28 protein-coding genes are annotated in these 26,299 nt (G+C 57.4%); 18 read left to right on the forward strand and 10 right to left on the reverse strand.

The genetic code is table 11. From position 1 onward, the window contains the following. Window positions 1-53 precede the first annotated feature (53 nt). Entirely contained in the window at window positions 54-881 is an 828-nt protein-coding gene (gene dapD, locus AC2FH6_RS14340) for a 2,3,4,5-tetrahydropyridine-2,6-dicarboxylate N-succinyltransferase (protein ID WP_271949578.1), read from the forward strand. Between the two features lie 65 nt (window positions 882-946). Here dapD and AC2FH6_RS14345 read toward each other — a convergent pair whose 3' ends face one another. Then, window positions 947-1,282: a cupin domain-containing protein gene (locus AC2FH6_RS14345; RefSeq protein ID WP_142637196.1), complete on the reverse strand. Its 336-nt coding sequence runs from the start codon at window positions 1,280-1,282 to the stop codon at window positions 947-949. 117 nt (window positions 1,283-1,399) lie between these two features. Here AC2FH6_RS14345 and AC2FH6_RS14350 point away from each other — a divergent pair, with 117 nt between their 5' ends. After that, a complete protein-coding gene (locus AC2FH6_RS14350; RefSeq protein WP_039539567.1) occupies window positions 1,400-1,744 on the forward strand; it encodes a DUF8846 family protein in 345 nt (114 codons plus the stop codon). On the opposite strand, the gene AC2FH6_RS14355 is transcribed toward AC2FH6_RS14350, so the two are convergent. Next, entirely contained in the window at window positions 1,741-2,799 is a 1,059-nt protein-coding gene (locus tag AC2FH6_RS14355) for a transporter substrate-binding domain-containing protein (RefSeq protein WP_496702764.1), read from the reverse strand. The genes AC2FH6_RS14350 and AC2FH6_RS14355 overlap by 4 nt on opposite strands. A 208-nt stretch (window positions 2,800-3,007) precedes the next feature. Between AC2FH6_RS14355 and dapE the strand changes: the two genes are divergently transcribed. From dapE to rnr, 3 genes are read left to right on the forward strand one after another with little or no spacing between them, the layout of a single operon-like run. Further along, a complete protein-coding gene (dapE, locus tag AC2FH6_RS14360; RefSeq protein WP_496703264.1) occupies window positions 3,008-4,147 on the forward strand; it encodes a succinyl-diaminopimelate desuccinylase in 1,140 nt (379 codons plus the stop codon). Between the two features lie 3 nt (window positions 4,148-4,150). Beyond that, window positions 4,151-4,726: a TIGR04282 family arsenosugar biosynthesis glycosyltransferase gene (locus AC2FH6_RS14365; RefSeq protein ID WP_496703265.1), complete on the forward strand. Its 576-nt coding sequence runs from the start codon at window positions 4,151-4,153 to the stop codon at window positions 4,724-4,726. A gap of 47 nt (window positions 4,727-4,773) precedes the next feature. Beyond that, the gene (gene rnr, locus AC2FH6_RS14370) at window positions 4,774-7,035 is read left to right on the forward strand and encodes a ribonuclease R (protein WP_496703267.1); all 2,262 of its coding nucleotides are present in this window, start codon (window positions 4,774-4,776) and stop codon (window positions 7,033-7,035) included. A gap of 31 nt (window positions 7,036-7,066) precedes the next feature. Here rnr and AC2FH6_RS14375 read toward each other — a convergent pair whose 3' ends face one another. After that, complete coding sequence (locus AC2FH6_RS14375; protein ID WP_496702757.1) at window positions 7,067-7,465, reverse strand: DUF1801 domain-containing protein; 399 nt, start codon at window positions 7,463-7,465, stop codon at window positions 7,067-7,069. After that, window positions 7,462-8,160: a glutathione S-transferase family protein gene (locus AC2FH6_RS14380; protein WP_496703269.1), complete on the reverse strand. Its 699-nt coding sequence runs from the start codon at window positions 8,158-8,160 to the stop codon at window positions 7,462-7,464. Before AC2FH6_RS14380 ends, AC2FH6_RS14375 begins: the two co-directional genes overlap by 4 nt. An 82-nt stretch (window positions 8,161-8,242) precedes the next feature. Here AC2FH6_RS14380 and AC2FH6_RS14385 point away from each other — a divergent pair, with 82 nt between their 5' ends. Together AC2FH6_RS14385 and AC2FH6_RS14390 are read left to right on the forward strand one after the other, a co-directional pair. After that, the gene (locus AC2FH6_RS14385) at window positions 8,243-8,956 is read left to right on the forward strand and encodes a helix-turn-helix transcriptional regulator (RefSeq protein ID WP_496703271.1); all 714 of its coding nucleotides are present in this window, start codon (window positions 8,243-8,245) and stop codon (window positions 8,954-8,956) included. 62 nt (window positions 8,957-9,018) lie between these two features. Further along, complete coding sequence (locus tag AC2FH6_RS14390; protein ID WP_496703272.1) at window positions 9,019-10,317, forward strand: lytic murein transglycosylase; 1,299 nt, start codon at window positions 9,019-9,021, stop codon at window positions 10,315-10,317. Window positions 10,318-10,390: 73 nt separating this feature from the next. On the opposite strand, the gene AC2FH6_RS14395 is transcribed toward AC2FH6_RS14390, so the two are convergent. Beyond that, entirely contained in the window at window positions 10,391-11,788 is a 1,398-nt protein-coding gene (locus tag AC2FH6_RS14395) for an aspartate aminotransferase family protein (protein WP_496703273.1), read from the reverse strand. 75 nt (window positions 11,789-11,863) lie between these two features. Then, window positions 11,864-12,547, reverse strand: a complete 684-nt coding sequence (locus AC2FH6_RS14400) for a GntR family transcriptional regulator (RefSeq protein ID WP_271949594.1) — start codon at window positions 12,545-12,547, stop codon at window positions 11,864-11,866. 141 nt (window positions 12,548-12,688) lie between these two features. Here AC2FH6_RS14400 and AC2FH6_RS14405 point away from each other — a divergent pair, with 141 nt between their 5' ends. The 5 genes from AC2FH6_RS14405 (at window position 12,689) to AC2FH6_RS14425 (ending at window position 17,974) form a co-directional block, all read left to right on the forward strand. Continuing rightward, window positions 12,689-13,774, forward strand: coding sequence for a polyamine ABC transporter substrate-binding protein (locus AC2FH6_RS14405; RefSeq protein WP_281995445.1), 1,086 nt, complete (start codon window positions 12,689-12,691; stop codon window positions 13,772-13,774). A gap of 69 nt (window positions 13,775-13,843) precedes the next feature. Beyond that, window positions 13,844-14,971, forward strand: a complete 1,128-nt coding sequence (locus AC2FH6_RS14410; protein WP_281995444.1) for an ABC transporter ATP-binding protein — start codon at window positions 13,844-13,846, stop codon at window positions 14,969-14,971. Beyond that, the gene (locus AC2FH6_RS14415; protein WP_142637171.1) at window positions 14,971-15,861 is read left to right on the forward strand and encodes an ABC transporter permease subunit; all 891 of its coding nucleotides are present in this window, start codon (window positions 14,971-14,973) and stop codon (window positions 15,859-15,861) included. Before AC2FH6_RS14410 ends, AC2FH6_RS14415 begins: the two co-directional genes overlap by 1 nt. Further along, window positions 15,858-16,676 (forward strand): ABC transporter permease, encoded by an 819-nt coding sequence (locus AC2FH6_RS14420; RefSeq protein WP_142637169.1) that lies wholly within the window; start codon window positions 15,858-15,860, stop codon window positions 16,674-16,676. The genes AC2FH6_RS14415 and AC2FH6_RS14420 overlap by 4 nt, the downstream gene beginning before the upstream one ends. Further along, window positions 16,673-17,974, forward strand: coding sequence for an NAD(P)/FAD-dependent oxidoreductase (locus AC2FH6_RS14425; RefSeq protein WP_496703275.1), 1,302 nt, complete (start codon window positions 16,673-16,675; stop codon window positions 17,972-17,974). Before AC2FH6_RS14420 ends, AC2FH6_RS14425 begins: the two co-directional genes overlap by 4 nt. A gap of 3 nt (window positions 17,975-17,977) precedes the next feature. Here the strand turns inward: AC2FH6_RS14425 and AC2FH6_RS14430 are convergent, their stop codons facing one another. From AC2FH6_RS14430 to AC2FH6_RS14440, 3 genes are read right to left on the reverse strand one after another with little or no spacing between them, the layout of a single operon-like run. Beyond that, complete coding sequence (locus tag AC2FH6_RS14430) at window positions 17,978-18,847, reverse strand: phosphotransferase family protein (RefSeq protein ID WP_496703277.1); 870 nt, start codon at window positions 18,845-18,847, stop codon at window positions 17,978-17,980. Between the two features lie 54 nt (window positions 18,848-18,901). Continuing rightward, the gene (locus tag AC2FH6_RS14435; protein WP_496692545.1) at window positions 18,902-19,567 is read right to left on the reverse strand and encodes a flagellar hook capping FlgD N-terminal domain-containing protein; all 666 of its coding nucleotides are present in this window, start codon (window positions 19,565-19,567) and stop codon (window positions 18,902-18,904) included. A 2-nt stretch (window positions 19,568-19,569) separates the two neighbouring features. Then, a complete protein-coding gene (locus AC2FH6_RS14440) occupies window positions 19,570-20,781 on the reverse strand; it encodes a flagellar hook-length control protein FliK (protein ID WP_496703279.1) in 1,212 nt (403 codons plus the stop codon). Window positions 20,782-20,893: 112 nt separating this feature from the next. Between AC2FH6_RS14440 and AC2FH6_RS14445 the strand changes: the two genes are divergently transcribed. From AC2FH6_RS14445 to AC2FH6_RS14470, 6 genes are all read left to right on the forward strand, one after another. Beyond that, entirely contained in the window at window positions 20,894-21,166 is a 273-nt protein-coding gene (locus AC2FH6_RS14445) for a rod-binding protein (RefSeq protein WP_142637161.1), read from the forward strand. Further along, on the forward strand, window positions 21,159-21,518 hold the full coding sequence (locus tag AC2FH6_RS14450) for a flagellar biosynthesis protein FlgN (RefSeq protein WP_496692543.1): 360 nt from the start codon (window positions 21,159-21,161) through the stop codon (window positions 21,516-21,518). Before AC2FH6_RS14445 ends, AC2FH6_RS14450 begins: the two co-directional genes overlap by 8 nt. Window positions 21,519-21,727: 209 nt before the next feature. Further along, window positions 21,728-22,975 carry a flagellin N-terminal helical domain-containing protein gene (locus tag AC2FH6_RS14455; RefSeq protein WP_496692542.1) on the forward strand — a complete coding sequence of 416 codons (1,248 nt, stop codon included), beginning with the start codon at window positions 21,728-21,730 and terminating at the stop codon, window positions 22,973-22,975. A gap of 77 nt (window positions 22,976-23,052) precedes the next feature. Continuing rightward, on the forward strand, window positions 23,053-23,427 hold the full coding sequence (gene flaF / locus AC2FH6_RS14460) for a flagellar biosynthesis regulator FlaF (RefSeq protein WP_271949611.1): 375 nt from the start codon (window positions 23,053-23,055) through the stop codon (window positions 23,425-23,427). Further along, entirely contained in the window at window positions 23,427-23,828 is a 402-nt protein-coding gene (gene flbT, locus AC2FH6_RS14465) for a flagellar biosynthesis repressor FlbT (protein WP_271949613.1), read from the forward strand. Before flaF ends, flbT begins: the two co-directional genes overlap by 1 nt. Next, window positions 23,825-24,616, forward strand: a complete 792-nt coding sequence (locus AC2FH6_RS14470; RefSeq protein ID WP_496703281.1) for a DUF1217 domain-containing protein — start codon at window positions 23,825-23,827, stop codon at window positions 24,614-24,616. The genes flbT and AC2FH6_RS14470 overlap by 4 nt, the downstream gene beginning before the upstream one ends. A gap of 61 nt (window positions 24,617-24,677) precedes the next feature. Here the strand turns inward: AC2FH6_RS14470 and AC2FH6_RS14475 are convergent, their stop codons facing one another. After that, window positions 24,678-26,249, reverse strand: a complete 1,572-nt coding sequence (locus AC2FH6_RS14475) for a DUF427 domain-containing protein (RefSeq protein ID WP_496703283.1) — start codon at window positions 26,247-26,249, stop codon at window positions 24,678-24,680. Window positions 26,250-26,299: the final 50 nt, after the last annotated feature.

The following is a 26,299-nucleotide window of genomic DNA, read 5'->3' on the forward strand; positions in this document are numbered from 1 at the left end:
TCGCTTGCGTATAGGCAACACAAGCGTGAACAGAATCTGCAGGGAGCCGCCAAATGTCCAACGCGCAACTGGAAGCCGCCATCGAAGCCGCCTGGGAGGCGCGAGATGCCATCACCCCCGCCACCACCGGCGAGACACGCGAAGCGATCGAAGATACGCTGAATGCGCTGGACAGCGGGTCGCTGCGGGTCGCGGAAAAGCAAGACAGCGGCGACTGGCATGTGAACCAGTGGGCGAAAAAAGCGGTTCTGCTGGGCTTTCGCATCAAGGATATGGAAATCCAGACCGGCGGCGCTCAGGACGGCGGCTGGTGGGACAAGGTGGACAGCAAGTTCGCGGGTTGGGGTGAAAACCAATGGCGGGCCGCTGGCTTTCGCGCGGTGCCGAATTGCGTCGTTCGCAAATCCGCCTTTATTGCGCCCGGCGTGGTTCTGATGCCGTCATTTGTGAACCTGGGTGCCTATGTGGACGAGGGCACAATGGTTGATACTTGGGCCACCGTCGGTTCATGCGCGCAGATCGGCAAGAACGTCCATCTGTCGGGCGGTGTTGGGATCGGCGGCGTTCTGGAACCGATGCAGGCGGGTCCGACGATCATCGAAGACAACTGCTTTATCGGCGCCCGGTCCGAAGTGGTCGAAGGCTGCATCGTGCGCGAAGGCTCGGTTCTGGGCATGGGCGTGTTCATCGGCAAATCGACCAAGATCGTCGACCGCGAAACCGGCGAGGTCACCTATGGTGAAGTTCCGCCCTATTCGGTGGTTGTTGCGGGCTCGATGCCGTCCAAGAACAACATCAACCTCTACTGCGCCGTGATCGTGAAACGGGTGGATGAAAAGACCCGCTCGAAAACCGGGATCAACGAGCTGCTGCGCGACTAATACTGGGCGCGGATCAAACAAGGGGGCTGCAGCGCGATCCGCTGCGGCCCTTTTTTTGTTATCGCTTACCCTTTGACCGGATAGCGGTCCGGTTCTTCGAACACATCAATGACGCGCGACCCGGCTTTGATCTTGCCGCCATGCTCCACTCCTGCGGGGATCGAATAGCTGTCACCGGGGCCATAGCTCTTGGTTTCATCGCCAATGGTCAGCTCAATCTCACCTTCGACCACAGTTCCCCATTGTGCCAGATGGGAATGAAGGGGCAGTTCGAAATCCTGAAGAAAGGTAAAAAACGCCACCAGCCCCGCGTCTGATCTGATCACGGCCGTTTGCACCACATCTTCGGGGAAGGGCACGTCGAGGCTTGGGAATCCTGTGATGAAATCCGGATAAGTCATGGCAACGTCCTTTTGTGATCGGTGTCAGGTTACTGCGGGCACTATGGCGGCACAGGCGATCCACTGCAATTCCCCGGCTGCTTGACCGCAGGCAGGTGCGCGGCTATGGCCCCTTGCATGGAAAAGCAAAAGAAACCTTCGCGTCAGCAGGTCTATACCCTGCTTGTGCAGATCGGTCGCAAGGATGGCGATGGCCTGCCCGACGGCGCAACCGGGGCGGCATTGATGTGTTTTGCCAGCGGCGTCGACGAGGCCGAGGCCGTGCGCGAAACGGTGGCGATCCTGAAACAGGCAGATACCGCGCCTTTGGATGTCACAGGCTATGGCACTTTGGCCGAACGTGAGGCGCAAGGTCACGAGATCGACCCGGATGAACGGGCCCTAATGCAGCGCGCATTGGATGAAAATGCAGTGATCGTGGCGCAGATGACCCCGTTTTTCGGGGATGAAGAGACGGCTTAGTTCCGCGCCCCAAACCACTTGCGATAAATCTCGTCATAGGTGCCGTCTTCGCGCAGCGCCAGCAGCGCCTGGTTGACGTCTTCGACCAGCGGGGACCCGGTAGGGAAGGCAATACCGTAATTCTCGCGCAGGAATATACCGCCTGTCATCGAGGCGATCCGGCGTCCTTCATGGGCGGCGAAATAGGACAGGATCGGCGCGTCGAACACTATGGCGTCCAGTTCCTCGTTGCGAAAGGCTTCAAGCATGGGGTCGAGCCCATCATAGTTGGTAAACTCGATCTCGCGGCGGTTCAGAAAGTTAGCAGCGGTTGAATTCGAGATTGTTCCGACCTCTTTGCCATAAAGGTCATTTATCGAATTCACGCTGCCACTGATTGCATCCACTGTCATGACCGAGGTGATCCGCGCAGTGAAGACCGAGACGATAAACAGCGAAGATACAACCAGCACTACACCCAGAATTCGACCAAATGGCGTGCGCGGCATTCGTTCCTCAAACCCGCCATTGACCACCAGATTCAAGGCCCACCAGAATGAGGGGAACCAGGCCTCGTCTAGCTTGCGGTCGAAATAGGGCTGCGAGCGGCGCTCGAACACCCACATCAGCATGCCGCCGCCAAGAAGGATAGCAAAGGCAAGCCCGATAGCAATGAACAATTCGCGCGACAGTAACGCATGTAGCAGTGACGGGCGGCGCACCGCGTCCGATGGCACCATGATCTGCAAACCAGCCTCGAAAATCGGCTGGCTGAAGTCCATCTGCGTTTCTCGCGAGGCAGTGATCGAGATATTGGCTATGGCCAGATCGGCGGATCTGCCCTGCACTGCGCCCAGCATGTCACCAAAGGCGTCGGAACGTTGGATGGAATAGTCCCAATTCAGGGATTCAGCCAACGCCTCAAGCAGGTCCATCGAGAATCCGGTTTGGGCTCCATCTTCGACAAAAGAAAACGGAGGCCGTGTCACGGTCGAAACCGTCAGCGTCTGGGCCTGGCTTTGCTGGCCGAGAACGGCGAAAGTCAGGCAGATCAATGCGAAAAGAGCACGTGTCATCGTAAAATCACCTGTTTCGCGGCCCTCTAGCGCATATTCGAACCGGCAGACAAGGCAATCGCAGCGTAAGGCCCCATGTTTTCCGGGGGTGTCAGTTCGATACAAGGTGGAAAAAGCCCGCGGTTTCTGGCCTGTTGGGGTTGGCAATCGGGCCAATTCGTTGAATCTGTGCACGAACCTGAAAGAAATTTTATGGAAAGGGCCCACCATGACAGATCCGATTGCGTTGACGGCCGACCTGATCCGTTGCCCATCGGTCACACCTGAAGAAGGTGGTGCCCTTGTCCTGCTGCAGGATGTCCTGTCACAGGCGGGGTTTGATTGTACCCGTGTTGATCGCGCCGGCATCAGCAATCTGTTTGCGCGATGGGGTGCAAAAGGTCACGCCCGAAGCTTTGGTTTCAACGGTCACACCGATGTTGTTCCAGTGGGCGACGAGGCCGCTTGGACCACACCGCCTTTCGGGGCAGAAATCCGGGAAGGGTTCATGTATGGGCGCGGGACCACTGACATGAAATCGGGTGTGGCGGCCTTTGCAGCGGCGGCAGTGGATTTTGTACGCGACACGCCACCCGACGGGGCCATCATCCTGACGATCACGGGTGACGAAGAGGCTGATGCGCTGCATGGCACCACCGCCCTGCTTGACCATATGGATCAATGCGGCGAGCGGATGAGCGTCTGCCTGGTCGGTGAACCCACCTGCCCGAACAGGATGGGTGAAATGATGAAGATTGGCCGTCGCGGCTCGATGACCGCCTGGTTTACCGTAACAGGTGTGCAGGGCCATTCGGCCTATCCGCACCGGGCAAAGAACCCACTACCCGCCATGGCCCGGCTGATGGACAGGCTGGCCAGTCACGAGTTGGACCAGGGCACCGACCATTTCGATGCCTCGACGCTGGCGGTTGTGGCGATCGACACCGGCAATTCCGCCACAAACGTCATCCCGGCACAGTGCAGCGGGGCGGTGAACATCCGGTTCAACGACCTGCATTCCGGCGCCAACCTCAGCGATTGGCTGCAAGCGCAGGCGCGCGATGTGGCCACCGCGTTTGGTGTCGAAATTGACGTGCGTATCAAGATATCGGGCGAAAGCTTTCTGACCCCTCCTGGCCCTCTGTCGGAATTGGTGGCCAAAGCGGTTGCGGCTGAAACCGGGGTCACGCCCGAGATGTCGACAACCGGGGGTACTTCGGACGCGCGTTTCGTCAAGGATCATTGTCCGGTTGTCGAATTTGGTTTGGTCGGCAAAACCATGCATCAGGTGGATGAATGCGTTGAGGTGGCGCAGATTGAACAGCTCAAGGCGGTCTATACCCGTATCCTGACCGACTATTTTTCCTGATTCATGCAGCGCACCCTAGTGATCATGGTGAAAGAACCGCGCCCGGGCCGTGTCAAGACCCGGTTGGGGCGCGATATCGGTATGGTCGGCGCGGCATGGTGGTTTCGCCATCAGACCCGGTCGCTGATCCGGCGTCTGCGCGATCCGCGCTGGCAGATCGTGCTGGCGGTTTCGCCGGACCGCGAAGGGCTGACCAGTCGCATCTGGCCCGCCGACCTGCCCCGAGCACCGCAGGGACAAGGGAACCTCGGCGACCGTATGGGCCGGATACTGCGGGACATGCCAACAGGGCCAGTTTGTTTGATCGGTGCGGATATCCCGGGGGTTACACGGGGGCATATCGCGCGCGCGTTCCGGGCATTGGGGCGCAACCAGATGGTGTTTGGTCCGGCCCCGGATGGCGGATATTGGCTGGTCGGGGCGCAGCGCGTTGGTGCCTTGCCGCACGGCTTGTTTCAAAACGTGCGCTGGTCTACGGAACATGCGCTGGCCGACACGCTGGCCTCGATCCCCGGATGCCGGGTGGCGATGCTGGATCAGCTGCGCGATGTCGATACGGTTGCCGATCTGCGAGGCTGACCCTTTTTGGTCATGACGCCGCCGCATCTCCGTGTTAGGCCGATCTCATGACACGTATTCCGACCAAGCAAGAGGTCCTCGACTGGATCTCGGCAAACCCCACCCTGACCTCGAAACGCGATATCGCCAAAGCCTTTGGCATCAAGGGCGCGGATCGGATTGATCTGAAGCGTATTCTGAAAGAGCTTGAGGCCGAAGGGCATCTGGAAAAGCGCAATCGCAGTTATCGTGACCCCGACCGCCTGCCGCCGGTCAGTGTGTTGCAGGTGAAGGCTCCGAATGCCGATGGTGACCTGTTCGCGAGACCGTTGGAATGGCATGGCGAAGGTGTTGAACCCATTGTGCTGATGGTTGCGCGGGCCAGTGATCCGGCGCTGGGCGAGGGCGACCGCATTCTGGCCCGTCTGACCGTGGTGCAGGAGGGAGACCATAATTACGAGGCCCGTCTGATCCGCCGGATCGGAACCAACCCGCGCAAGATCGTCGGTATCTTCCGCAAAGGGACCGAGGGCGGACGGATCGTGCCTATCGACAAGGCCGGACAGAACGAGTGGCTGGTCAATGAAGGTGCCGTACTGGGTGCAAAAGACGGTGAGTTGGTCGAGGCCGAACAGGCCGGACCCAAAACCCGCATGGGCCTGCCACGTGCGCGCATTGTCGAACGACTGGGCGACCCGTCGGCCCCCAAGGCCGTGTCGCTGATCGCCATTCATCAGCATGGCATTCCCGATGACTTCCCCGACACAGTGATTGCAGAGGCCGACAAGGCCAAACCCGCTGGCCTGAAAGGGCGCGAAGATCTTCGGGATATGCCGCTGCTGACCATCGACCCCTCAGACGCGCGGGATCATGATGATGCCTGTTTCGCTCATGCTGACGATGATCCTAAGAACCCCGGGGGGCATGTTGTTTGGGTCGCCATTGCTGATGTCGCCGCCTATGTGCAGCCCGGTACGGCGCTGGATCGCGAGGCGCGCAAGCGGGGCAACTCCAGCTACTTCCCCGACCGCGTGGTTCCGATGCTGCCGGATCGGCTGTCCGGTGATTTGTGTTCGTTGCACGAAGGCGTCCCGCGCGCGTGTATCGCCGTGCGGATGCAGATCGACGCCGAGGGCTACAAGATCGGCCACCGATTCGTGCGAGGGCTTATGCGCTCCGCCGCCTCGCTGCATTATGCCGAGGTGCAGGAGGCCATCGATGGCGCCCCCAATGACCGCACCGGGCCGCTGTTAGAGACCGTACTGAAGCCGCTCTATGCTGCTTATGCTGCACTGAAAAAGGCGCGGGCTGTGCGGCAACCGCTGGAACTGGACCTGCCGGAACGCAAGATTATCCTGAGCGATACGGGCGACGTTCAAAGCGTGGCGTTCCGCGACCGTCTGGACGCGCATAAGCTGATCGAAGAGTTCATGATCCTCGCCAATGTCGCTGCGGCTGAAACCCTGATCGCTAAGCGCCGCCCGCTGCTGTTCCGTGTCCACGAAGAACCGGCACCTGAGAAGCTGGAAAGCCTGCGGGAAACGGCTCAGGCGGCGGGGTTGAATTTGGCCAAGGGGCAGGTGTTGCAGACCCGCCACCTGAACGCACTGCTGAATGCGGCTGCGGGCACCGAGGATGCAGAGTTGATCAACCTGACCACCCTGCGGTCGATGGCGCAGGCCTATTACAACGCTGAGAATTTCGGCCATTTCGGGCTGGCGCTGCGGAATTATGCACATTTCACCTCGCCCATCCGGCGCTATGCCGACCTGATCGTGCACCGCGCGCTGATCTCGGCCCATGGCTGGGGCACGGATGGCCTGACCGAGGATGAGATCGCCCGGCTGGACGAAACTGCCACTCATATCTCGGATACTGAACGCCGCTCGATGATGGCGGAACGAGATACGACCGACCGGTATCTGGCGGCTTATCTGAGCGAGCGTGTTGGGACTGAGTTCTCGGGTCGGATCAGCGGTATTGCCCGGTTTGGGGCTTTCGTGAAAATGGACGAGACCGGCGCGGACGGTCTGGTACCGGTGCGATCCTTGGGGCGCGAGTTCTTCCATTTCGACCGCGAGGCCGGAACCCTGATGGGGTCGGACACCGGGCTGATCATAGCCATCGGCCAACGCGTCACCGTGCGTCTGACCGAGGCGACACCTGTGACGGGCGGGCTGGAGTTGGAGCTGTTGTCGATCGACGATCAGGCCCTGCCGACGGGGCGCGGAGGGGCATCCAAGCGCCCAACGCGACGCAAGGCAGTCAGCACCAAGCGCAAGAAGGACAAGATCAAACGCAAGGTGGAACGCAAACGCCGTCAGAAGTGAGTTCGCATCTCGGGAACAAGGCGCATGTAAGTCAGCCTTTTGCGGGAAGGTGATAGGTCAACGCGCGGGCTATCAGCCAGCCATGGCGGGTGGCGTCGATCTGATCCGGATCATCAAACAGAACTGCCCGGTTGCCGTCTATCCGATCTTCGCCCGGAAAGGCCGAGGTGAAATCGCCCATCAACCGGCTTTGGCAATGCACGAACAGGGCAAAGCGGGCCACTTTGTGCCCGCCCAATCGGATCGTGGATCCCTTGGGCGCCAGATAGGCGGGCTGCCCCCAGCGCAATGCCTCTTGCAACGGCTGCGCGCGGGGCAACGAAGTGGCGGTTTCCAGGATCAACTGACGCAGCGCAAGAGCCCCGGCACGTGTGCCTTCGGGCAGGGCTTGATAGGCCGCTGCCACTGCGGGATCGTCAAATTGTGTCATGACAGCGGTATCGCCTGCTCCATCCGGTCTATGTAGTCGCTCAACAGCTTATCCTGTTTGATCCGCTGGGTCAGCGGTGTATTGGCTGGCGTCGCGCGCATCGCGGCAAGCATGGGGGCCACGCTCATATCCACTGCGGTCGGGGTTTCTCCCATCAAATAGGTCGACTGCCATAGATAGGCCGAGATCGCCTCAAGATCGCGTTCCAGCCTGTCCTGACGTTCCGCATCTGAGAATCGAGAGACGCCCTGAAACCCCAATCCTTTAACAACGGTCTTGCGGATAGAATTGGCAACCGGTTTGCGGATCAGGGTGGGGATGCCTGTGAAAAAGGTCTTGTACAGGGTTGGCCAGACTTCGTCATTCGCCCAACGGTCCTGAACGATCTGAAAATACAAATGTTCCTCAGCCAGGCGGATCAGAGCACGAGATTGGGCTTTTTGCAGATCGCTCAGCCCGTGATCAAAATCGGTGCCTTGTGTCTCAAGCCAGTCGCGGATCAGGTCGCTGTCGGGGATCAGACGCTGGGGCGTGCGCAGAACCGGCAGCTTTTGATGCGGCATCTTGCGCGGGTCAAGGAGGTCAGATCGCTGCCAGCGTTGGCCCGATGTTTGCAGCATTAGTGCGGTTTTCACGCAAAACGGGCTGGCGCTGAACAGGCCAAAGGCAGAGGGGTAGGTCAAAAGGGTCAGCATCTTGGGCTCCATCATGGGGATATGTGATGGGTACGCCGGCCTAATGACAATTTCTGTCATTAGAGATAAAGTAACCTGCATTATGACCCGCACCGCCCGTTTGTTCCAATTAATGCAATCCTTGCGCTCTGGCCCGTCGCCAAGAACGTCGATTGAGCTGGCTCAGGATCTGGGCGTTTCGCCGCGCACGATTCACCGAGACATCGATTCATTGCGCAGCCTCGGCGCTGTGATCGACGGAGAGGCGGGGTTCGGGTTCACCCTGATCGAGGACGCCACCCTGCCACCGCTTGGCTTCACCGATGATGAGCTTGAGGCCCTGGTGCTTGGCCTGCGCGAGGTACAATCCATTGGTGATCCCGGCCTCTCTGAGGCTGCCAGCGAAGTTCTGCGCAAGCTGCAGGGTCGTTTGCCACCGCGCCAGTCCCAACGCCTCAGCCATGCGGTGCTGACCGCCACACGGTTTGACCGGCCGGCGAAACCAACGGTGGATGTCGCTGAACTGCGGCGGGCCACCTGGGACGAACAGACGATCGAATTTTCCTATTGGGATGCCAAAGGCGACGAGACCCATCGCTGCGTAAATCCGTTGAGCATCGTTTACATGGACCGCGCCAGCGTGCTGATCAGCTGGTGCCTGTTGCGGCAGGATTTCCGCGTGTTTCGGTTGGATCGCATGCAAGAGATGCAGATTACCGGGGCCTCGTTCCGACCCAACCGGGTCCCCCTGCTGCGCGAAGCCCTGGATCGGCTGCGGTCTGAGCGGGAGGCGAGAGACCGCGACTCGGAAAGCTGAGCGCTTTGAGATTTGCCGTTTTTGCGCTATCCTGTGGTTGAGCAGTTATCAGGAAATTCGGAATGCGTAGATGCGTAAGCGGCGTTATGACCGCAGCATTATGGGCATCCATCGTACAGGCGGAGTCCATCAAAAGCCCGGAAGGGCCACAGCCGATACAATTGGCGTCGGCTGATCTTACAGTCTCAATCCGACCGGTCGTCCGACCATCGGAGGAGATGTATCGCGTGTCAGAAGAAAGAAGCGCCCGGTTTCAGGCGTGGCTTGGCGATTTTCGGACGCGGGCACAGGCCCAGGGTATCTTGCCCGGCACTCTGGATCACGCGCTAGCGGGGCTGGCCTATGACAAGGATATCATCAAGCGCGATCGCAATCAGGCCGAGTTCACCAAGCCGATCTGGGACTATCTGGATGCGGCCGTTTCTGATCGGCGCGTCGCAGACGGACGCGCGGGGTTGGAACGCCATGCCGCGGTGCTGACCCGGATTGAGGCGCAATATGGCGTCGAAAAAGAGGTCGTGACCGCGATTTGGGGGCTCGAGACGTCTTTCGGCACATTTCGGGGGTCGGATCAGACGATCCGTTCGCTTGCGACGCTGGCCTTTGATGCCCGACGGGCTGAGTTCTTTGAAACGCAACTGATCGCCGCCTTGCGGATCATTCAGGCAGGCGATGTCAGCCCCGCAACGATGGTCGGAAGTTGGGCCGGAGCAATGGGGCATACGCAATTCATGCCGACCTCGTTTCTGGATCACGCCGTGGATTTCGACGGTGACGGGCGGCGGGATATATGGACGGATGACCCGACCGATGCGCTGGCCTCGGCAGCGGCCTATCTGGCGCGTCATGGGTGGACCAAGGGACAGCCATGGGGTGTTGAAGTGCGCCTGCCCGCCGGGTTCGATTTTGCAGCCGCGAGACGCGATTACACACTGCTGCCGTCAGACTGGGCGGCGCTGGGCGTGGTTGCGTGGGATGGGCGGCCCATTGCGGATCATGGTCAGGCAGCGATTTTGTTGCCAGCAGGCGGTGAAGGCGTCGCATTGATGATCTTCGACAATTTCCGCGTGATCGAGCAATACAACGGTGCAGATGCCTATGTGATCGGCATTGGGCATTTGTCCGACCGTCTGGCGGGCCGCGCGGCGTTTCAGGCCGAGTGGCCTCGGGGTGATCGGGCGTTGAGCTTTGCTGAGAAGAAAGAATTGCAGCTCCGGCTGACCGAGGCCGGGTTTGACACGCAGGGGATCGACGGGCGCACCGGCCCGAATACCACTGAGGCGGTTCGGGCCTATCAACTGGCGCAGGGGCTTTTGCCGGACGGCTATGCCTCCGCGCCGCTGTTAGAGCGGTTGAGGTAGGGGAGGGGGCTCTGCCCCCGTCGCCTGACGGCGCCTCCCCCGAGGTATTTTCAGCCAGATGAAGCTGCGCGGGTCAGGAAGCCGCTTTCATCAGGCCCTGTGCGATGATCTCGACCTGTGCCTCGTCCAGCGATTTGAGGATGCGTACGAGCATCTCATCAATTTCCGCGGGTGTCAGAACCAGCGGAGGAGAGATGATCATCCGATCGCCCACATGGCGCATCACCAGGTTGTTGGCAAAGCACCGATCGCGACAGATATAGCCGACAGTGCCCGGATCGGACGCGAATTTGGCACGGCTGGCCTTGTCCGGTGTCAATGCGATTGACGCCATCATGCCGACAATCTTGGCTTCGCCCACTAGCGGGTGATCGGCCAGCGCCTCCCATTTTTTCTTCAGATAGGGGGCGGCTACGTCGCGGACATGCTCGACGATCTTTTCTTCTTCAAGGATGCGCAGGTTTTCCAGTGCCACGGCTGCAGCAACCGGATGGCCGGAATAGGTGTAGCCGTGATTGAACTCGGTTCCGCCAATGACCTCGGCAATCTCGTCACTCACGATGGACCCGCCAATAGGCGCATAGCCCGAGCTGAGCCCCTTTGCGATGGTCATGATATCGGGGCGAATGCCAACGGTTTGAGATCCAAACCAGTTGCCTGTGCGACCAAAACCGCAGATGACCTCATCCGCAATCAGCAGGATATCGTATTTGTCACAGATGCGCTGAATTTCAGGCCAGTAGGTATCCGGTGCAACAATCACGCCACCTGCGCCCTGTACGGGTTCGGCGATAAAGGCTGCGACGCGGTTTTCACCCAGTTCCTCAATCGCCTCTTCCAACTCACGCGCGCGGGCCAGGCCGAATTCTTCGGGAGACATGCTACCACCTTCAGCCCACCAGTTTGGTTGGTTGATATGGTGGATATTCGGGATCGGGATTCCACCCTGCGCGTGCATCCCTGCCATGCCGCCCAACGACGCCGAGCCGACCGAAGAGCCATGATAGGCGTTATGTCGGCTGATGATGATGTTCTTGTCGGGCTGGCCTTTTTCGGCCCAATAGGTCCGAACCAGACGGATGTTTGTGTCATTCGCCTCAGACCCGCCGGCTGCAAAGAACACATGGTTCAGATCGCCTGGCGCAAGTTCCGCGATCTTCGCGGCCAGCGCGATGGCAGGGACGTGGGTCGTTTTGAAAAAGGTATTGTAATACGGCAGTTCGCGCATCTGGCGGGCTGCGACCTCGGCCAGTTCATCGCGACCATAGCCGATATTGACACACCACAGGCCCGCCATTGCATCGAGTATTTCTTCACCCTCGCTGTCCGTCAGGTAGACGCCCTTCGCACGGGTGATCACACGCGCGCCTTCTTTCCCTAGGGCGCCATTGGCCGAAAAAGGGTGCATGTGGTGGGCGGCGTCCAAGGCCTGCAGCTGGGCCGTGGGCAAATGGTTTGTGATGGTCGACATCGGAAAATCTCCTGCAAGAGCGATTGGCAGCTACAATATGATCAAATTTTTTCCTGTCAATCGAATCGGACAGATCTAAGCGTTGACTAAGGCGTCTGCCATCAGCTCCATGCCCTGTTCGATATCTTGTGCGGTTGCTTTTGCTGCCATATCCGCGTCCTGATTGCGCAACGCCGAAATGATATCCTTGTGGCGGTCCGGCAGGCTCTGAGTGCCGAATCTACCACATACAACGCGTAAAGACGGCCCGAATCTAAGCCACAGGCGCTCGGCCAGATCATTGAGAATCGGGGCATTTGCATGGCCGTAAAGCGTTTCGTGAAACCGGTGGTTGAGGCGCAGATAGCCGCTGACGTCTCCGTCGCTGATAGTGCGATCCAGACGTTGGTCGATCTGCTCAAGATGATCAATGTCCTGAGGTGTCACATTCGCAGTTGCACGCCTCGAAAGCTCTGATTCTATTTTGATTCTTGAATAAATCATCTGTTCGACGTCGCCGTCGGTCAGAAGAGGAACACTCACTCGGCGGTTGCCCTGAAACACCAGAGCACCATCGGATATCAGGCGTCTGATAGCCTCCCGCACAGGGGTCATTCCAACACCCAGCGAATCAGTGAGACCCTGGATCGTGACGGGCTGCCCCGGCACCAATTCGCCGTACATGATTTGTGATCTGAGGGTATTATAGACCTGTTCATGCGCAGGTCGTTTTTCACGCGCACCGTCAGTGCTGGATGCCTTATTTTTGATCAAATCCAAGTGGTTTGCCCTGTTTCCCGCTATGTTGACTTGTCAGGTTTCTGACCTCGTGAAACCATACGACGGATCGTGCGAAAACGCAAAACTTGATCAAATCCAAAAAAACGGGAAAATAGCGCGTACACTTGCAGGGAGAATAATATGACAATCAAAACGCTGACCATGACAGCGGTCATCGCATTGGGGACTTCGGCGGCCTTCGCTGAAGAGGTGCGTGTTTACAACTGGTCCGACTATATCGACGAAGAGCTTCTGACAAAGTTCGAGGAAGATACCGGTCTGACTCTGATTTATGATGTTTTTGACAGCAACGAGGTATTGGAGACCAAGATGCTGGCCGGTGGATCAGGCTATGACGTGGTGGTGCCTTCGGGTACTTTCCTTCAGCGTCAGATCCAGGCTGGAGCCTTTCAGGCACTTGACGCTGCACAGCTGTCGAATTCAGGCAATCTGTGGGATGTGATTCAGGAACGTACTGCCGGGTATGATCCGGACAACGCCTATTCTATCAACTACATGTGGGGCACAACCGGGCTTGGTGTAAATGTTGGAAAAGTGCAGGAAGCGTTGGGCGAGGATGTTGCGCTGAACAGCATGGATCTGGTTCTGAAACCCGAGAATATGGAGAAACTTGCATCCTGCGGCGTTCATTTCCTGGATGCTCCGGCAGAAATCATTCCGATGGTTCTGCAATATTTGGGTGAAGACCCGGACAGCCATGACAAAGATGTTATTGGCAAGGCCGAGGCGGTTTTGACCAGCGTTCGACCGCACATTCAGAAGTTCCACAGCTCGGAATATATCAACGCATTGGCCAATGGCGACATCTGTGTCGCCGTGGGGTGGTCGGGTGATATCCTGCAGGCCCGCGATCGTGCGGCCGAAGCCGATAATGGTGTTGAAATTGAGTACCATCCCTTTGCTGAAGGGTCGTTGATGTGGTTCGACCAGATGGCGATTCCGGCTGATGCTCCGAACCCGGAGGGTGCGCATAAATTCCTGAATTTCATTCTGGATGCCAACAATATGGCGGCGGCCTCGAACTATGTTTACTACGCCAATGGCAACAAGGCTTCGCAAGAACTTCTTGAGGAAGACGTGATCGGTGATCCGGCCATCTATCCGGATGATGCGACCATGCAAAACCTCTATATCACGACGCCTTACCCGTCGAAGATACAGCGGGTCGTGACCCGTTTGTGGACCAAGATCAAATCGGGCACCTGATCCGGCTTGTTTCAGCAGGGCGGACCAACCGCCCTGCCATTCTTTTCAGATTGCCGAACGGGGGCCGTTTTGAACTCTACTGTTTTTGTGCCGTGGGAAGACCCACAGGCGAAACCTCTGATCCAGTTCCAGAATGTCACCAAACGGTTTGGTGAGTTCACGGCCATCGACAATCTGTCCTTGGATATATTTGAGAAAGAATTCTTTGCTCTGCTAGGGCCCTCGGGCTGCGGCAAGACCACGATGATGCGAATGTTGGCCGGGTTTGAAAAACCGACCGAAGGGCATATTCTGCTGGGCGGGCAGGATATAGATCCCATTCCGCCGAACAAACGGGCTGTGAACATGATGTTCCAATCCTACGCACTGTTTCCGCATCTTTCTATCTGGGAAAATATCGCCTTTGGTCTGCGTCGGGACAACATGCCAAAGCATGATCTTATGGATCGTGTCGAAGAGATGTTGCGCCTGACCCGGCTTGAACAATTCGCCCGTCGCAAACCGCACCAGATCTCGGGTGGTCAGCGTCAGCGCGTGGCGCTTGCGCGATCCCTGGCAAAAGCGCCGAAGCTGCTGTTGCTGGACGAACCTTTGGGGGCGCTGGATAAGAAACTGCGACAGGATACGCAGTTCGAGCTGATGGATATTCAGGAAAAGACCGGCACCACCTTTGTGATCGTGACCCATGATCAGGAAGAGGCGATGACCGTGGCCAGCCGGGTTGCGGTAATGGATCAGGGTAATCTGATACAAGTGGCGACACCCGACCGGATTTATGAGAATCCCAGTTCGGTCTATGTGGCCGATTTCATTGGCGACGTGAACATCATCCAGGGCCGAGCCACGGCAAGCGCCGATGAGACCTATCAGATTGACTGGGCTGAAGGTCAGGCACCTTTGACTGCGTCCTCGACCACAGAGTTTTCGAGCGGCCAGCTATGTCATCTGGCGATCCGCCCCGAGAAGGTGACGATCTCGGTTGATCGTCCTGCGGATGCAATCAACGCAGTGCAGGGCAAGGTGCTTGACATTGCCTATCTGGGCAATCTGTCCACTTATCACGTCGAACTGAATAACGGCACGATTATCAAGGCGCAGACGGCAAATACCCGTCGCATTTCGCGTCGTTCCTTTACATGGGAAGACCCGGTCTGGCTGTCCTGGACAGCCACCGCCGCGGTTCTGTTGGCGGATTGATGCGCCGCGCCCTTCTGATCGCCGTCCCGTATGTCTGGCTTTTGGCGCTGTTTCTGGTGCCATTTTTCATCGTTCTGAAAATCTCGCTTTCGGACACGGAACTGGCCATCCCGCCTTACACGCCGACACTGGATTTATCTCAGGGCTGGGCCGGGCTCAGGGATTTCTTCAGCCAGCTGGATTTTGAGAATTTCGTCTGGCTAACCGAAGATGACCTGTATTGGAAAGCTTACCTGTCCAGCGTCAAAATCGCGTTGATTTCAACCATACTGACTTTGCTGGTGGGGTATCCTATCGCGTATGGCATGGCCCGCGCACCGGCTGAGTGGCGCCCGACGTTGATGATGTTGGTAATTCTGCCGTTCTGGACGTCGTTCCTGATCCGGGTCTATGCTTGGATGGGTATTCTCAGCAACGAAGGTTACCTGAACCAACTGCTGCTGTGGACGGGCATCATCTCGACCCCGCTGACCATTCTAAACACCAACACTGCTGTCTATATCGGTATCGTCTATACCTATCTGCCCTTCATGATTCTGCCGATCTATTCCGCGCTTGAACGAATGGACGAGTCGCTGATCGAGGCCGCAGAGGATTTGGGCTGTTCGCGTATTCAGGCCTTCTGGCTGATAACGATCCCCTTGTCACGCCCGGGTATCATCGCGGGTTGTTTCCTGGTGATGATTCCGGTGATCGGCGAATTTGTGATCCCATCATTGCTCGGAGGATCCGGGACATTGATGATCGGCAAAGTGTTGTGGGAGGAGTTCTTCTCGAACCGCGACTGGCCGGTGGCCGGTGCCGTGGCAGTTGTGCTGTTGCTGATCCTTGTGATTCCCATCGTGCTGTTCCAGCGCAACCAGCAGAAACAGACGGAGGCTGAGCAATGAACAGGTTAAGCTGGTTCAACGTCGTCTCGTTGACGCTTGGTTTCGCGTTTCTCTATATCCCGATGCTCATTTTGATCATCTTCTCTTTTAACGAAAGCAAACTGGTCACGGTTTGGGCTGGGTTTTCGACCAAATGGTATGGTGAGTTGGTCCAGAACGAAGCGTTTCTTGATGCTGCCTGGGTCACCTTGCGGGTTGCAGTATTCTCGTCGACCCTGGCCACCATTCTGGGTACGGCGGCGGCTTATGTGCTGGTACGCGGTGGGCGGTTCTTTGGCCGGACTCTGTTTTCGGGCATGATCTATGCGCCTCTTGTGATGCCCGAAGTGATCACTGGCCTGTCGCTTTTGCTGCTGTTCATCGGAATTGGACTGGACCGGGGTATTTTGACCATCGTGCTGGCACATACGACCTTTTCAATGTGCTTCGTGTCGGTTGTTGTATCCTCACGTCTGGTCACGTTTGATCAGTCTCTGGAAGAGGCAGCGTTGGATCTTGGGTGCTCACCCGCACAAGCCTTCCGTCTTGTCACCCTGCCGATCATCGCCCCGGCGGTGATCTCAGGCTGGCTATTGGCTTTTACGCTGTCGCTGGATGATCTGGTGATCGCATCATTCACATCGGGCCCGTCAGCCACGACTCTGCCGATCAAGATTTTCTCAGCTGTGCGGTTGGGCGTCAGCCCTGAAATCAATGCGCTATCCACGATCATGATTGCGGTCGTGACGGTCGGTGTCATAGCAGCATCTTTGGTCACCAAGCGCGCGATGGTCCGGCAGAAACAGGATGAGATGGCGGCAGTGCGTGCGGAATGAAACGTCTGTTCCCTGAGTATACCTATGGATCTGGACCGCGATCAGGGTGCTGGTGGGATGAAACTATCGCAGCACCAGACTGGCCGGTGTTGCAGGATGATCTGAGCGTGGATGTCGCCATCATCGGCGGCGGGTTCACAGGTGTTACAGCCGCGCTTTTCCTGGGGCAGGCAGGCCTATCCGTCGCAGTTCTCGAGGCGGAGACGCCGGGGTGGGGTGCCTCGGGTCGCAATGGTGGGTTTTGCTGCCGAGGTGGGTCAAAGCTGAGCGATCGTGGCATGGCTCGGCGATATGGGGTCGAGGGGGCCGAAAGCTTTGCCCAGGCCGAAGTGGATGCGGTCAATCTTGTCGCCGACCTGCTTGAGGCGCATCAGATCGAAGCGGACGTTCATTCCAAGGGCGAAACCGCCCTGGCCCACACCGCCCGCGCCATGGAGAAATTGCGACGCTCGGCGGATGACGGGGGCTGCTTGCATGAGGCGGCCGACCTGCCCGGGCTCGGGTTGGGAGGGGATTTTTTCGGGGGCTATAGCGTGCCGGTCGGATTTGGTCTGAACCCCCGGAAATACCTGTTCGGCATTGCAAATGCGGCCGCTTCCGTTGGGGTCCGATTTTTTCAGAAAACCATGGCCAGAGACATCACCAAAACCAGCGCGAGCTTTGATGTTCGAACCGGGTCAGGGCGGATCAAAGCGTCGAATGTACTGATCTGCACCAACGGATATTCCAGTGAAAATATGCCTGAATGGCTGTCTGGGCGCTATATGCCAGCGCAATCAACCGTTCTGGTGACCCGCCCATTGACCGAGGCTGAGGTGTCGGCGCAGGGCTGGACCTCGGATCAGATGTCTTACGATACACGAAATCTTCTGCACTATTTTCGTCTTATGCCGGATCGACGGTTTCTGTTTGGGATGCGCGGTGGCCTGCGCTCATCACCTAAGGCCGAGGCTGCGATCCGGCAAAAGGTGCAGCGTGATTTCAAGGCCATGTTTCCGGTATGGGCCGATGTGGACGTGACCAACATGTGGTCAGGGATGGTGTGTCTTACCCAGGATCTGACGCCGTTCGCAGGGCCCGTTCCGGGTCAGAATGGGATGTTTGCCGGGCTGGCCTATCATGGGAACGGTGTCGCGATGGGTACCTATTGTGGGCGGGCGCTTAGTCGCATGGTGCTTGGACAGGATGCGGAATTGCCTGAGCCAATGGCCCGACCCCCGCGGCGTTTTCCACTTGGGTCCTGGCGGCGGGCTCTGATGCCGCCAGCCTATGCGCTAATGGCACTGGCCGACCTCTGACATTCACAAAGCGGCCAGTTCCAGCTCGAGCCCTTGTTCATAATCCGGTGCCCCATGTTCTGCGCGCCATAGGCAGTAGGCCGCCATCCTCCACCCGTACCAGCGGCGTAAAGACCGGTAGCGGTTTACGGTTTCCTGCCGGTCATAGGCCGAAAGAAAGGACTGTTGCTCGTCGACGGTCAAAACCGCACCTCTGTAAAGATATTGCATGGCGGGTGACAGGAACAGCGCAAGGTCCTCGCAAGGATCACCAACGGCTGGGCATTGCCAGTCAATCAGCGTCAGACCAGAGGATGCGACGAGGATGTTTCCCGCCACCGGGTCGCCGTGAATCAGGCAAGTGTGATCCGACCGCAAAATATGATGCTGTGGTTGCATCTTTTCCAGCTGAGCCCGTCGATCCGATGTGCACATCGCCAGAATGCTTTGACCATGTTCGGCCAGATCTGCGCTACCGTTTTTACCGGTGGGTGCGTTCTCTATGTTTAGGTTGAGCGAATGCAGGCGGTGCAGCAACCGGGCCACTGGGGCCGGGTCAGACCGCCAGGGGGTGCCCTGTGCGTGGTCGTAGAACACCCAATATCCGTTGTCATGTTGTCCTGTTGCCCGCAATCGCGGCACAACCCCAGAAGAAGCCAGTGCCCGCAGACAGGCGGCTTCCAATGCGGGATCGTTGCGAAACAATGGGTTTTCTAGGTCCGAGCGGTACAGCTTCAATACTTGATCACTGTCGTCGCCCAGCACCTTCCACACCCGGTTTGTCCTCCCACCATACAGCGTTTCGAACTGTGCCCCAGCGCTGGCAAATCCGAGCCTGACAAGTTGAGCAACAAGGTCGCGCGGTGGGGACAGTATTTGAGGCAGGGAGATCACCAATCAGTCAACGAGTCGGGCATTGCCTTGGTTTCGCCTGTCGTTAACCGTAGATCAAGCTCCTGTTCGCACCGCAGTGACTATTCCTGCTGGCACCACCTCTCCGCCAGCGAGCGTCAGCAAAACGGCATCCGTGCCCACCTGCGCCTCGAGCACCTGATTATAGGCTGAGGCGAGACGTTCAGACAGCAGCTCATCGCCGTCATAACTTTCCATCGTTGCAGTGTAATTTCCTGCCGGTAACGGGGCGCCATCGTCATCGGTTCCGGCCCAGACAAACTCGGATTCCGTCGTTGAAACAGCGATGCGTTCAACGACCTCGTCCGAGTCGTTGCGGATCACCATAAAGGCGCTGTCCGCCCCGGGGTCGGCCTGCGCATACAGCGTTTCTGGTGAACCGTCGAAATGAAAGGCCGAGGCGGTTCGCACATCCATCCCGACCCAGCTGGCAAGCTCTTCAAGGTTGACGCTACCAAGTGAATAGGCAAGCGCAGTAAGCAGATCGTTGGTTTGAACCTGCTGCTCGACCATCGAGAATTGAGCCAGTTGCGAGGCGTATTCCGATGAATCCAGCGGCTCCAGCGGGTCTTGGTTGCGGGCCTGGGCGGTCAGCATCAGAAGGAAGGTTTCAAAATCCGAGGCCAGGCCGGATGTTCCAGATTTCGCCGAAGACTGTGCCTGCGCGGCGGTAGAGCTTGTATTCTGTGCGGGTGTGATCATGCTCAAAGCCTCATATCAACGCGGCCACTATGGCCGATCCGGGTTAAGACCGGCTCGCTGGCCTGATCCATTTCGGTCTGGGTTGTAGTCAGTCCGGATTCTGTGCGCTTGTCCGCGCTTTCGGGCTGGTCGTCCGACGACGCGCCCAGATTGAAGGACAGATCGCCCAGGCCTAGGTTTTTGAACTCAGCCTCAAGAACCGAAAGATGTCGCCTCATCATTTCCAGAGTTTCCGGCCGCTCGGCTGCGATGGTCATCTGCAACCCGTCATCCCGGCCATTCATGACGATTGAGATCTTGCCCAGCTCTTCCGGATTCAAGGTCAGTTGAATCGTGCTGGATTGTGGTCTTGCATGTATCGCAGCGGCCATCTGCCCCGCGATTGCCCGCGTCGTTTCTGCCCGTGCTGAGGTTAAAAAGTGCTGATGGCTTGCTGACGTATCTCGTGCCGTTGAAAATGGCTGGCTTTCGCGCGCGGTCAGAATCCCCTCGGCGTCGGGGTCTGATACCAAATCAACGTCCTGCACCTTGGCAGACGTCATCAGTTGCATTTGAACAAGTGTCGGAACGGATTGTGTTGTCGGCGGTGAACCGGTGGCTTTGGGAGCCTGAGCCGCATCGGGTGTATCTCGCGAAACCAGCTTTGGTTCTGGCACTTCGGGTTTTCCGGGCGCAGAATCCGAGGGTATCGACGCCTTGGTCCGATAGCCCTTTGCAATAGTGGTTTGCGGCAGATTGTGTTCCGGTTTTTGCTGTGCGGTTTTCGCCTGCAACAAAGCCGGAACCTCAGATCGGGCGCGCTGCGCCGCGTTTCCAAGCGCATCACCCCGAGGATCGGGGGCCGCATTGTTTGGCGCTGCGAGTATTACGGCCTTGTCAGGTTCGGGCAGCGATGCCGGCGTTTCCTCAGGTGCCATCTCTTCGTCCTGCGCCGGCGGGCGGGCGGGCGGGTCAGTTACAGGTTTTCCCGACAGGCTGGTGGCAAGATCAACAGAGTCTTCTTCGACCACATCCTCTTCAACCTGCACCTCGGCATTAATGGTCAGTTCGGGCACGTTCTCATTCAAGCTGTCACCTTCGGAACGCTGCAATTCCTGCTCCATTACCTCAGCAAAGGTGTCAGCCCCTTCCGAGATTGGGTGTCCCTTGGCGGCAGTTTCAGATTTTGCGGCGCTGGCGGTCGAGGATGTGGACAATATAAGAGGGTTGGGCATTTTGCTCCGGCTCCGGTTTGCGTAACCAGGAATTTGCCCGCAGGAAGTTACGTTTATTTTAACCGCTTTCATCTTTGATCCAGAAAGTTCGATGCAATTTTTGGAGAAAGCTATGAAGCTATCTGGTATTCCAGCGGCGCCGCAGCCCTTGTCTGTTGAGCAAAAGCTGAAAGATGCTGCGGTAGAGCTTGAGGCGGCGTTCCTGTCTGAAATGCTTAAGTCCGCAGGTCTGGGCGAATCCCGAGATTCGTTCGGCGGCGGTGCGGGTGAAGACCAGTTTTCATCGTTTCTTGTTCAGCAGCAGGCACTGCAGCTTGCCAGGTCCGGCGGTGTTGGCCTGTCCGAAATCCTGTTTCAGTCCATGATGGAGAATACCAATGCCTAACAAGTCTGAACATGACCTGATCAAATCTCTTGAAGAAGTTCTGGACCTTGAACGCAACGCCTTGGTGACCGGGGATCTGGATCGGTTGAATCACATGGCCCCGGAAAAGGAAAAGCTGATCGGTGCGATCAATGATCTTGAGGTGATTGATAGTGATGAACTGATCGGGGTTCAAAAGAAAGTCGACCGGAATCAGGCTCTGCTGAACAGTGCGGCCGAAGGGATTCGGGCGGTTGCCGGGCGCATGGCTGAACTGCGCCGAGTGCGTCAGGAATTCAGTACTTATGGAGCGGATGGGCAACGCAGCGATTTTGCCGTTCGCAGTCACGCAAAGCTGGAAAAGCGGGCCTAGCACGAGGATTGAATCAAATCCGAACTTTCGGATTTTCGAGTCTTAGCACTCCGTTAGGGGATCGGCGTCAAAGGTGATCCTGCATCTGGAAAACTCAGGTGGCGCGAACAGCCCGTCGGCGGGTCGCAGTGATCAGAAAGACGTCAAAGCCCGCACATGTTGCGGGGTAAGCAAGGGCGAAAAGGCCCGAACGGAAAAGGAAGAAAGCTATGTCCAGCATTCTGACCAACAATGGCGCCATGGTTGCGCTGCAAACTCTGAAATCGGTCAACAAGAACCTGGCGCAGACCCAGAACGCGATTTCAACTGGTAAGGACGTCGCCACAGCCAAGGACAATTCAGCCGTCTGGGCGATTTCCAAAGTCATGGAGTCGGACGTTAAGGGGTTCAACGCCATCAAAGACAGTTTGGCACTGGGTGAATCGACCGTTGCGGTGGCCCGGAATGCGTCCGAGACAGTCACTGACTTGCTGTCCCAGATGAAAGAGAAGATCGTTGCGGCACAGGAAGACAACGTTGACCGCGGCAAAATCAATGACGACGTGACTGCTCTTAAAGATCAGATCGCATCGGTGGTTGGAGCGGCGCAGTTTAACGGGCTTAACCTGGTTGACGGTTCGGCGGGTACAGCCTCGATCCTGTCGTCTCTGGATCGTGACTCCAGTGGCAACGTAACCGCATCTTCGATTTCGGTGGCCTCGCAGAACCTGTCCACAGGTGGGTATGCCAGCAAAGGTGTTCTGGCCGGCTCGGACAACGTCACAACCGACAATGACGCCGCGGGCTTCACGATGGACAAAGCTGGTGGAACCGGCGACATCGTGGTGGACAGTTCAACGGACAACTTTGCTGCTGGTGACAAGATCTCGATCACTATTGGTGACAAGGTTGCGTCCTACACGGTGCAAGCTGCTGATCTGGACCCATCTGGAACATATGATGCCGCTTATACGGATGCCATTGTTGCCGTTGGCCTGAAAAATCAGATCGATTCCCTGGGGATCACGGGCGTCGCAATCGACTATGACTCGGCCAACCCGGGCACTTTGACATTTGTAACCGGTGCTGCGACGGCTGGCGCCGACGCTGATCGGGACGTTACTGTCTCGGCGCAGTTCACCAATGCCAATGCAGGTGGCCTGGGGGCGTTGGCTTCGATTGATGTATCGACAGATGCTGGTGCTCAGGCGGCGCTGGGTACTATCGAGACCTTGATCGACACGTCCATTGATGCATCTGCGGCGTTTGGTTCGTCTCAGGGCCGGATCGAAACGCAGAAAGAATTCATCTCGAATCTTTCTGACTCGTTCAAGTCCGGTATCGGAGCGCTGGTTGACGCCGATATGGAAGAAACCTCGGCCCGTCTGCAGGCCCTGCAGGTACAGCAGCAACTGGCAACGCAGTCGTTGTCGATTGCCAACCAGGCGCCGCAGTCGATCCTGTCGCTGTTCCGCTAAGTTCAGGACCCTGGCCGGGGCGTGGAAACGCGCCCCGGCTTTGACCGCCGTAAGACGGCCTTTTGGAAGGATTTCAAGTGACACCGCAAACTCTTGCACAACGCGCCTATGCGCAGACCGCTGCTCCGACGCGCACACCGCGTGATACGGAATATGAGGCGATTTCCAAGATCACGCATCGGTTGAAGGCTGCGGCCGCGCGGCACAAAACCGACTTTGGAGCGTTTGTTCAGGCTTTGCATGAAAACCGGAGGCTTTGGTCTGTGTTGGCAAACGGGGTTGCCGATTCCGATAACGCCTTGCCGAATGACCTTCGCGCCCGGATTTTCTATCTAGCTGAGTTCACCGAACAGCACAGCAGCCAGATACTCAGCAATAAGGCTTCGGTAGAGCCCCTTCTGGAAATAAACATGGCCGTTCTTAAAGGCCTTCGGCAAATGGGTGCGAATTGATGGCGGGTTTGGTATTGAAGCTAGCACCAAAAGAACGCGTGCTGATTAATGGTGTAGTTGTGGAAAACGGCGATCGTAGAAGTCGGTTTTCAATCATGACACCACAGGCAAATGTCCTGCGTTTGCGCGATGCGATACATCCTGACGAGGTGAACACACCCGTTCGCAGAGTGTGCTATGCGACGCAACTGGTTCTGTCTGGAGACATGGAAGCTGAAAGCGCCCGCCAACAACTGCTACGTCGGGTGGAAGAGTTGAGCCAAGTGTTTACGGATGCGGACAGCCGCAGAGTTTTGGCCGAGGCAACCGAAGCTTTGTTGGCCGAGCAATATTACAAATGCCTCAAATCCCTGCGTGCTTTGCTACCGCGAGAAGAGCGCCTCATGGCTTACCAGCAATGACCTTTCAGCCGGTCATACCCTCAGGTGGCATTGTTGGCTGGCGGTTCATTCAGCGCACCTACGAAGGCCAGTTGAACAGCTTTTCCTCTTCGACGGTCAATGAGCGTGAGGCGACGTATTTCCGGGAAAACATCGGCAAGGTTCAGACGGCTGAAGATCTGGTTTCTGACCGGCTGCTGCTACAGGTTGCCTTGGGCGCATTTGGTCTGGAGGGCGACATCGACAACCGCTATTTCATCCAGAAAATCCTGTCAGATGGAACGAGCGCAGATGATGCTTTGTCCAATCGCCTATCTGACAAAAGATACCGTGAATTCTCTGAGGCATTTGGACTGGGCCCTGGCGAAATTCGAAGAACCATTCTTTCGACATTTATGGAGGATATTGCCCGGGACAACGTGACCTCGCGCTTTGAGGTCGCCGTGGGTGAACAGGACGAGTCAATGCGCATATCTCTCTATGCACAACATGCGCTGGCTGAGTTGGCATCGCAAGACAGCAGTGGTGACACGAAATGGTTCGACTTGATGGGTCTACCGCCGTTGCGAAAGATGATGGAGACGGCGCTTGGGTTGCCCTCAAGCTTTGGTCAGTTGGACATCGACAAGCAGCTTGAGGTGTTCAAGGATAGGTTGTCGAACCTGACTGGATCTGACGATTTAGCGCAGTTCGCGGATGAAGAGGCGATCGGGGATTTGACCGACAGATACCTTGCGCGCAGTCAGATCGCGCAGCTTCAAAGCACAATTTCCCCGGCCCAAACCGCGTTGCTTCTGCTGGGCGGATAGTCCTACGTCAATCGCAAGATGCCTCTATATCAAGCGCTGGCGCTCTAAATTTCTACCACAACTAGCTATTCAGGATCGCGTCCGCTGAGGTTTTGAGCGCGTATGAGCACACGGGTTGTGACACGTTGTGCAGCTTGACCTCTCCAAGTGGCAAAGCGTCAGTGCAGGCCGGCACGATGTCTTTGGTCACAACAATCCTGTGATTCACGATCTTGCTGTATTCCCCAAGTCGGGCGGCGACGTTCGCAGCTTGTCCGATTACGGTGAAGTCTAACCGTTCGCGCGACCCGATATTGCCGTAGGTTACGCGCCCATAGGCGACGCCAATCGAACAATCGCAATGCATGTCGGACCCAGACTTGCGCAGCTCTCCTAACCTTTCAACGATTCCAACTGCTGATCGCTGCGCGTTTTCGCGGGCTAAGGCAGAATCTTCGCCTGCCGGGAATACAGCAAGAACAGCGTCCCCGATGAATTTCAGAACTTCACCACCGTTTTCGTCGACGATGTCCGAGACCGTTTCAAAGAAGTCATTCAGCAGATTGATATAGGCGGCGCGGCCCAGCTTTTCTTCTAACAGGGTAGAATTGCGCAGGTCGCAGAACATGATGGCGGCATCAATCTCATCCCCGTCGCCACGACGGATTTCTCCGCCCAGGACACGCGCGCCGGTCCGCTTTCCGACATAGGTTTCCAGCAATACCTGGGCGTTTTCGCGCTGCATGAAGACTTCGTAGAACCGGGCAATCACCGAGGAGCATTCGAACACCAGCCCAAGATTGGCCGTTGTGAACCCGTCGGGGTGATCGCAAGTCAGCGTCAAGACATTGGTGCGCCCGTCGGAAAATGGCAGGGGCATCGCGACATAGTCAGTCGCCCCTTTGGCGCGCAGGTCTTCCATGATTGGAAAGCTGTGCTGAGGGTTCTCGTCATTCAGCCTTTGGCGCACGCCGCCCATACCGTTGGACACGTGGCGCAGAGGGCTGTTGATATAGGCGGGGTGGTCGTGGATTTCATAGGTGGGCACATTGGTCGAAATCTCGGCCTCACCCTTTTCCCAAATATAGTGTTTGCCCGCGATCAACGGATGTAAGGACCAGGCAAGGATACTGAGGCGCTGAATGGCAATTCCATGTTCCAGCATCTTCTCGGCCAGCGCTTTGGTGAATGCTTCGGGCGTGCTGAGATCACTGGCCCCCCGCATCAGCCAATCAATCAGCGGCCCGCTGATATTGCCGTCTTCCGGGTTGCGCAGGTTGTTTTCACCCAGCTCAATCCGCGTATATGCGGTGGGCATAAAGCCGATATGGCCCTGGATCGCGGCGCTTTCGGGCAGGGCGTTCTCGTAAGCCCAGACGGAGTTGGCCAATCGTTGACCCGCCAGAACGACATCGTGGTAAGTGGCGGTGCCCTTGAACGGGCAGAATGTCTGAAGTTCGGTCTCATCGCTGAGATCGACATGTACATCCTGACGGGGGATGTAGATCATCGGCGGCAACCGAGTTTCGTACATTACCTTGGCATCAAAGCTTTCAGCCAGAAGGATCTCATCCCGGTAGATTGCGATACGGCCGACAAGTGGTTCGACCGAGATCCCATAGCCTTTGATATTTGGAGTCACGTGAACGTTCATAATCATCCTCCCTGGCACGGGTCTTTATAGGATGGGCGTTTGATCCGTGT

The sequence above is a fragment of the Ruegeria sp. CDSC045 genome, from assembly GCF_059610725.1.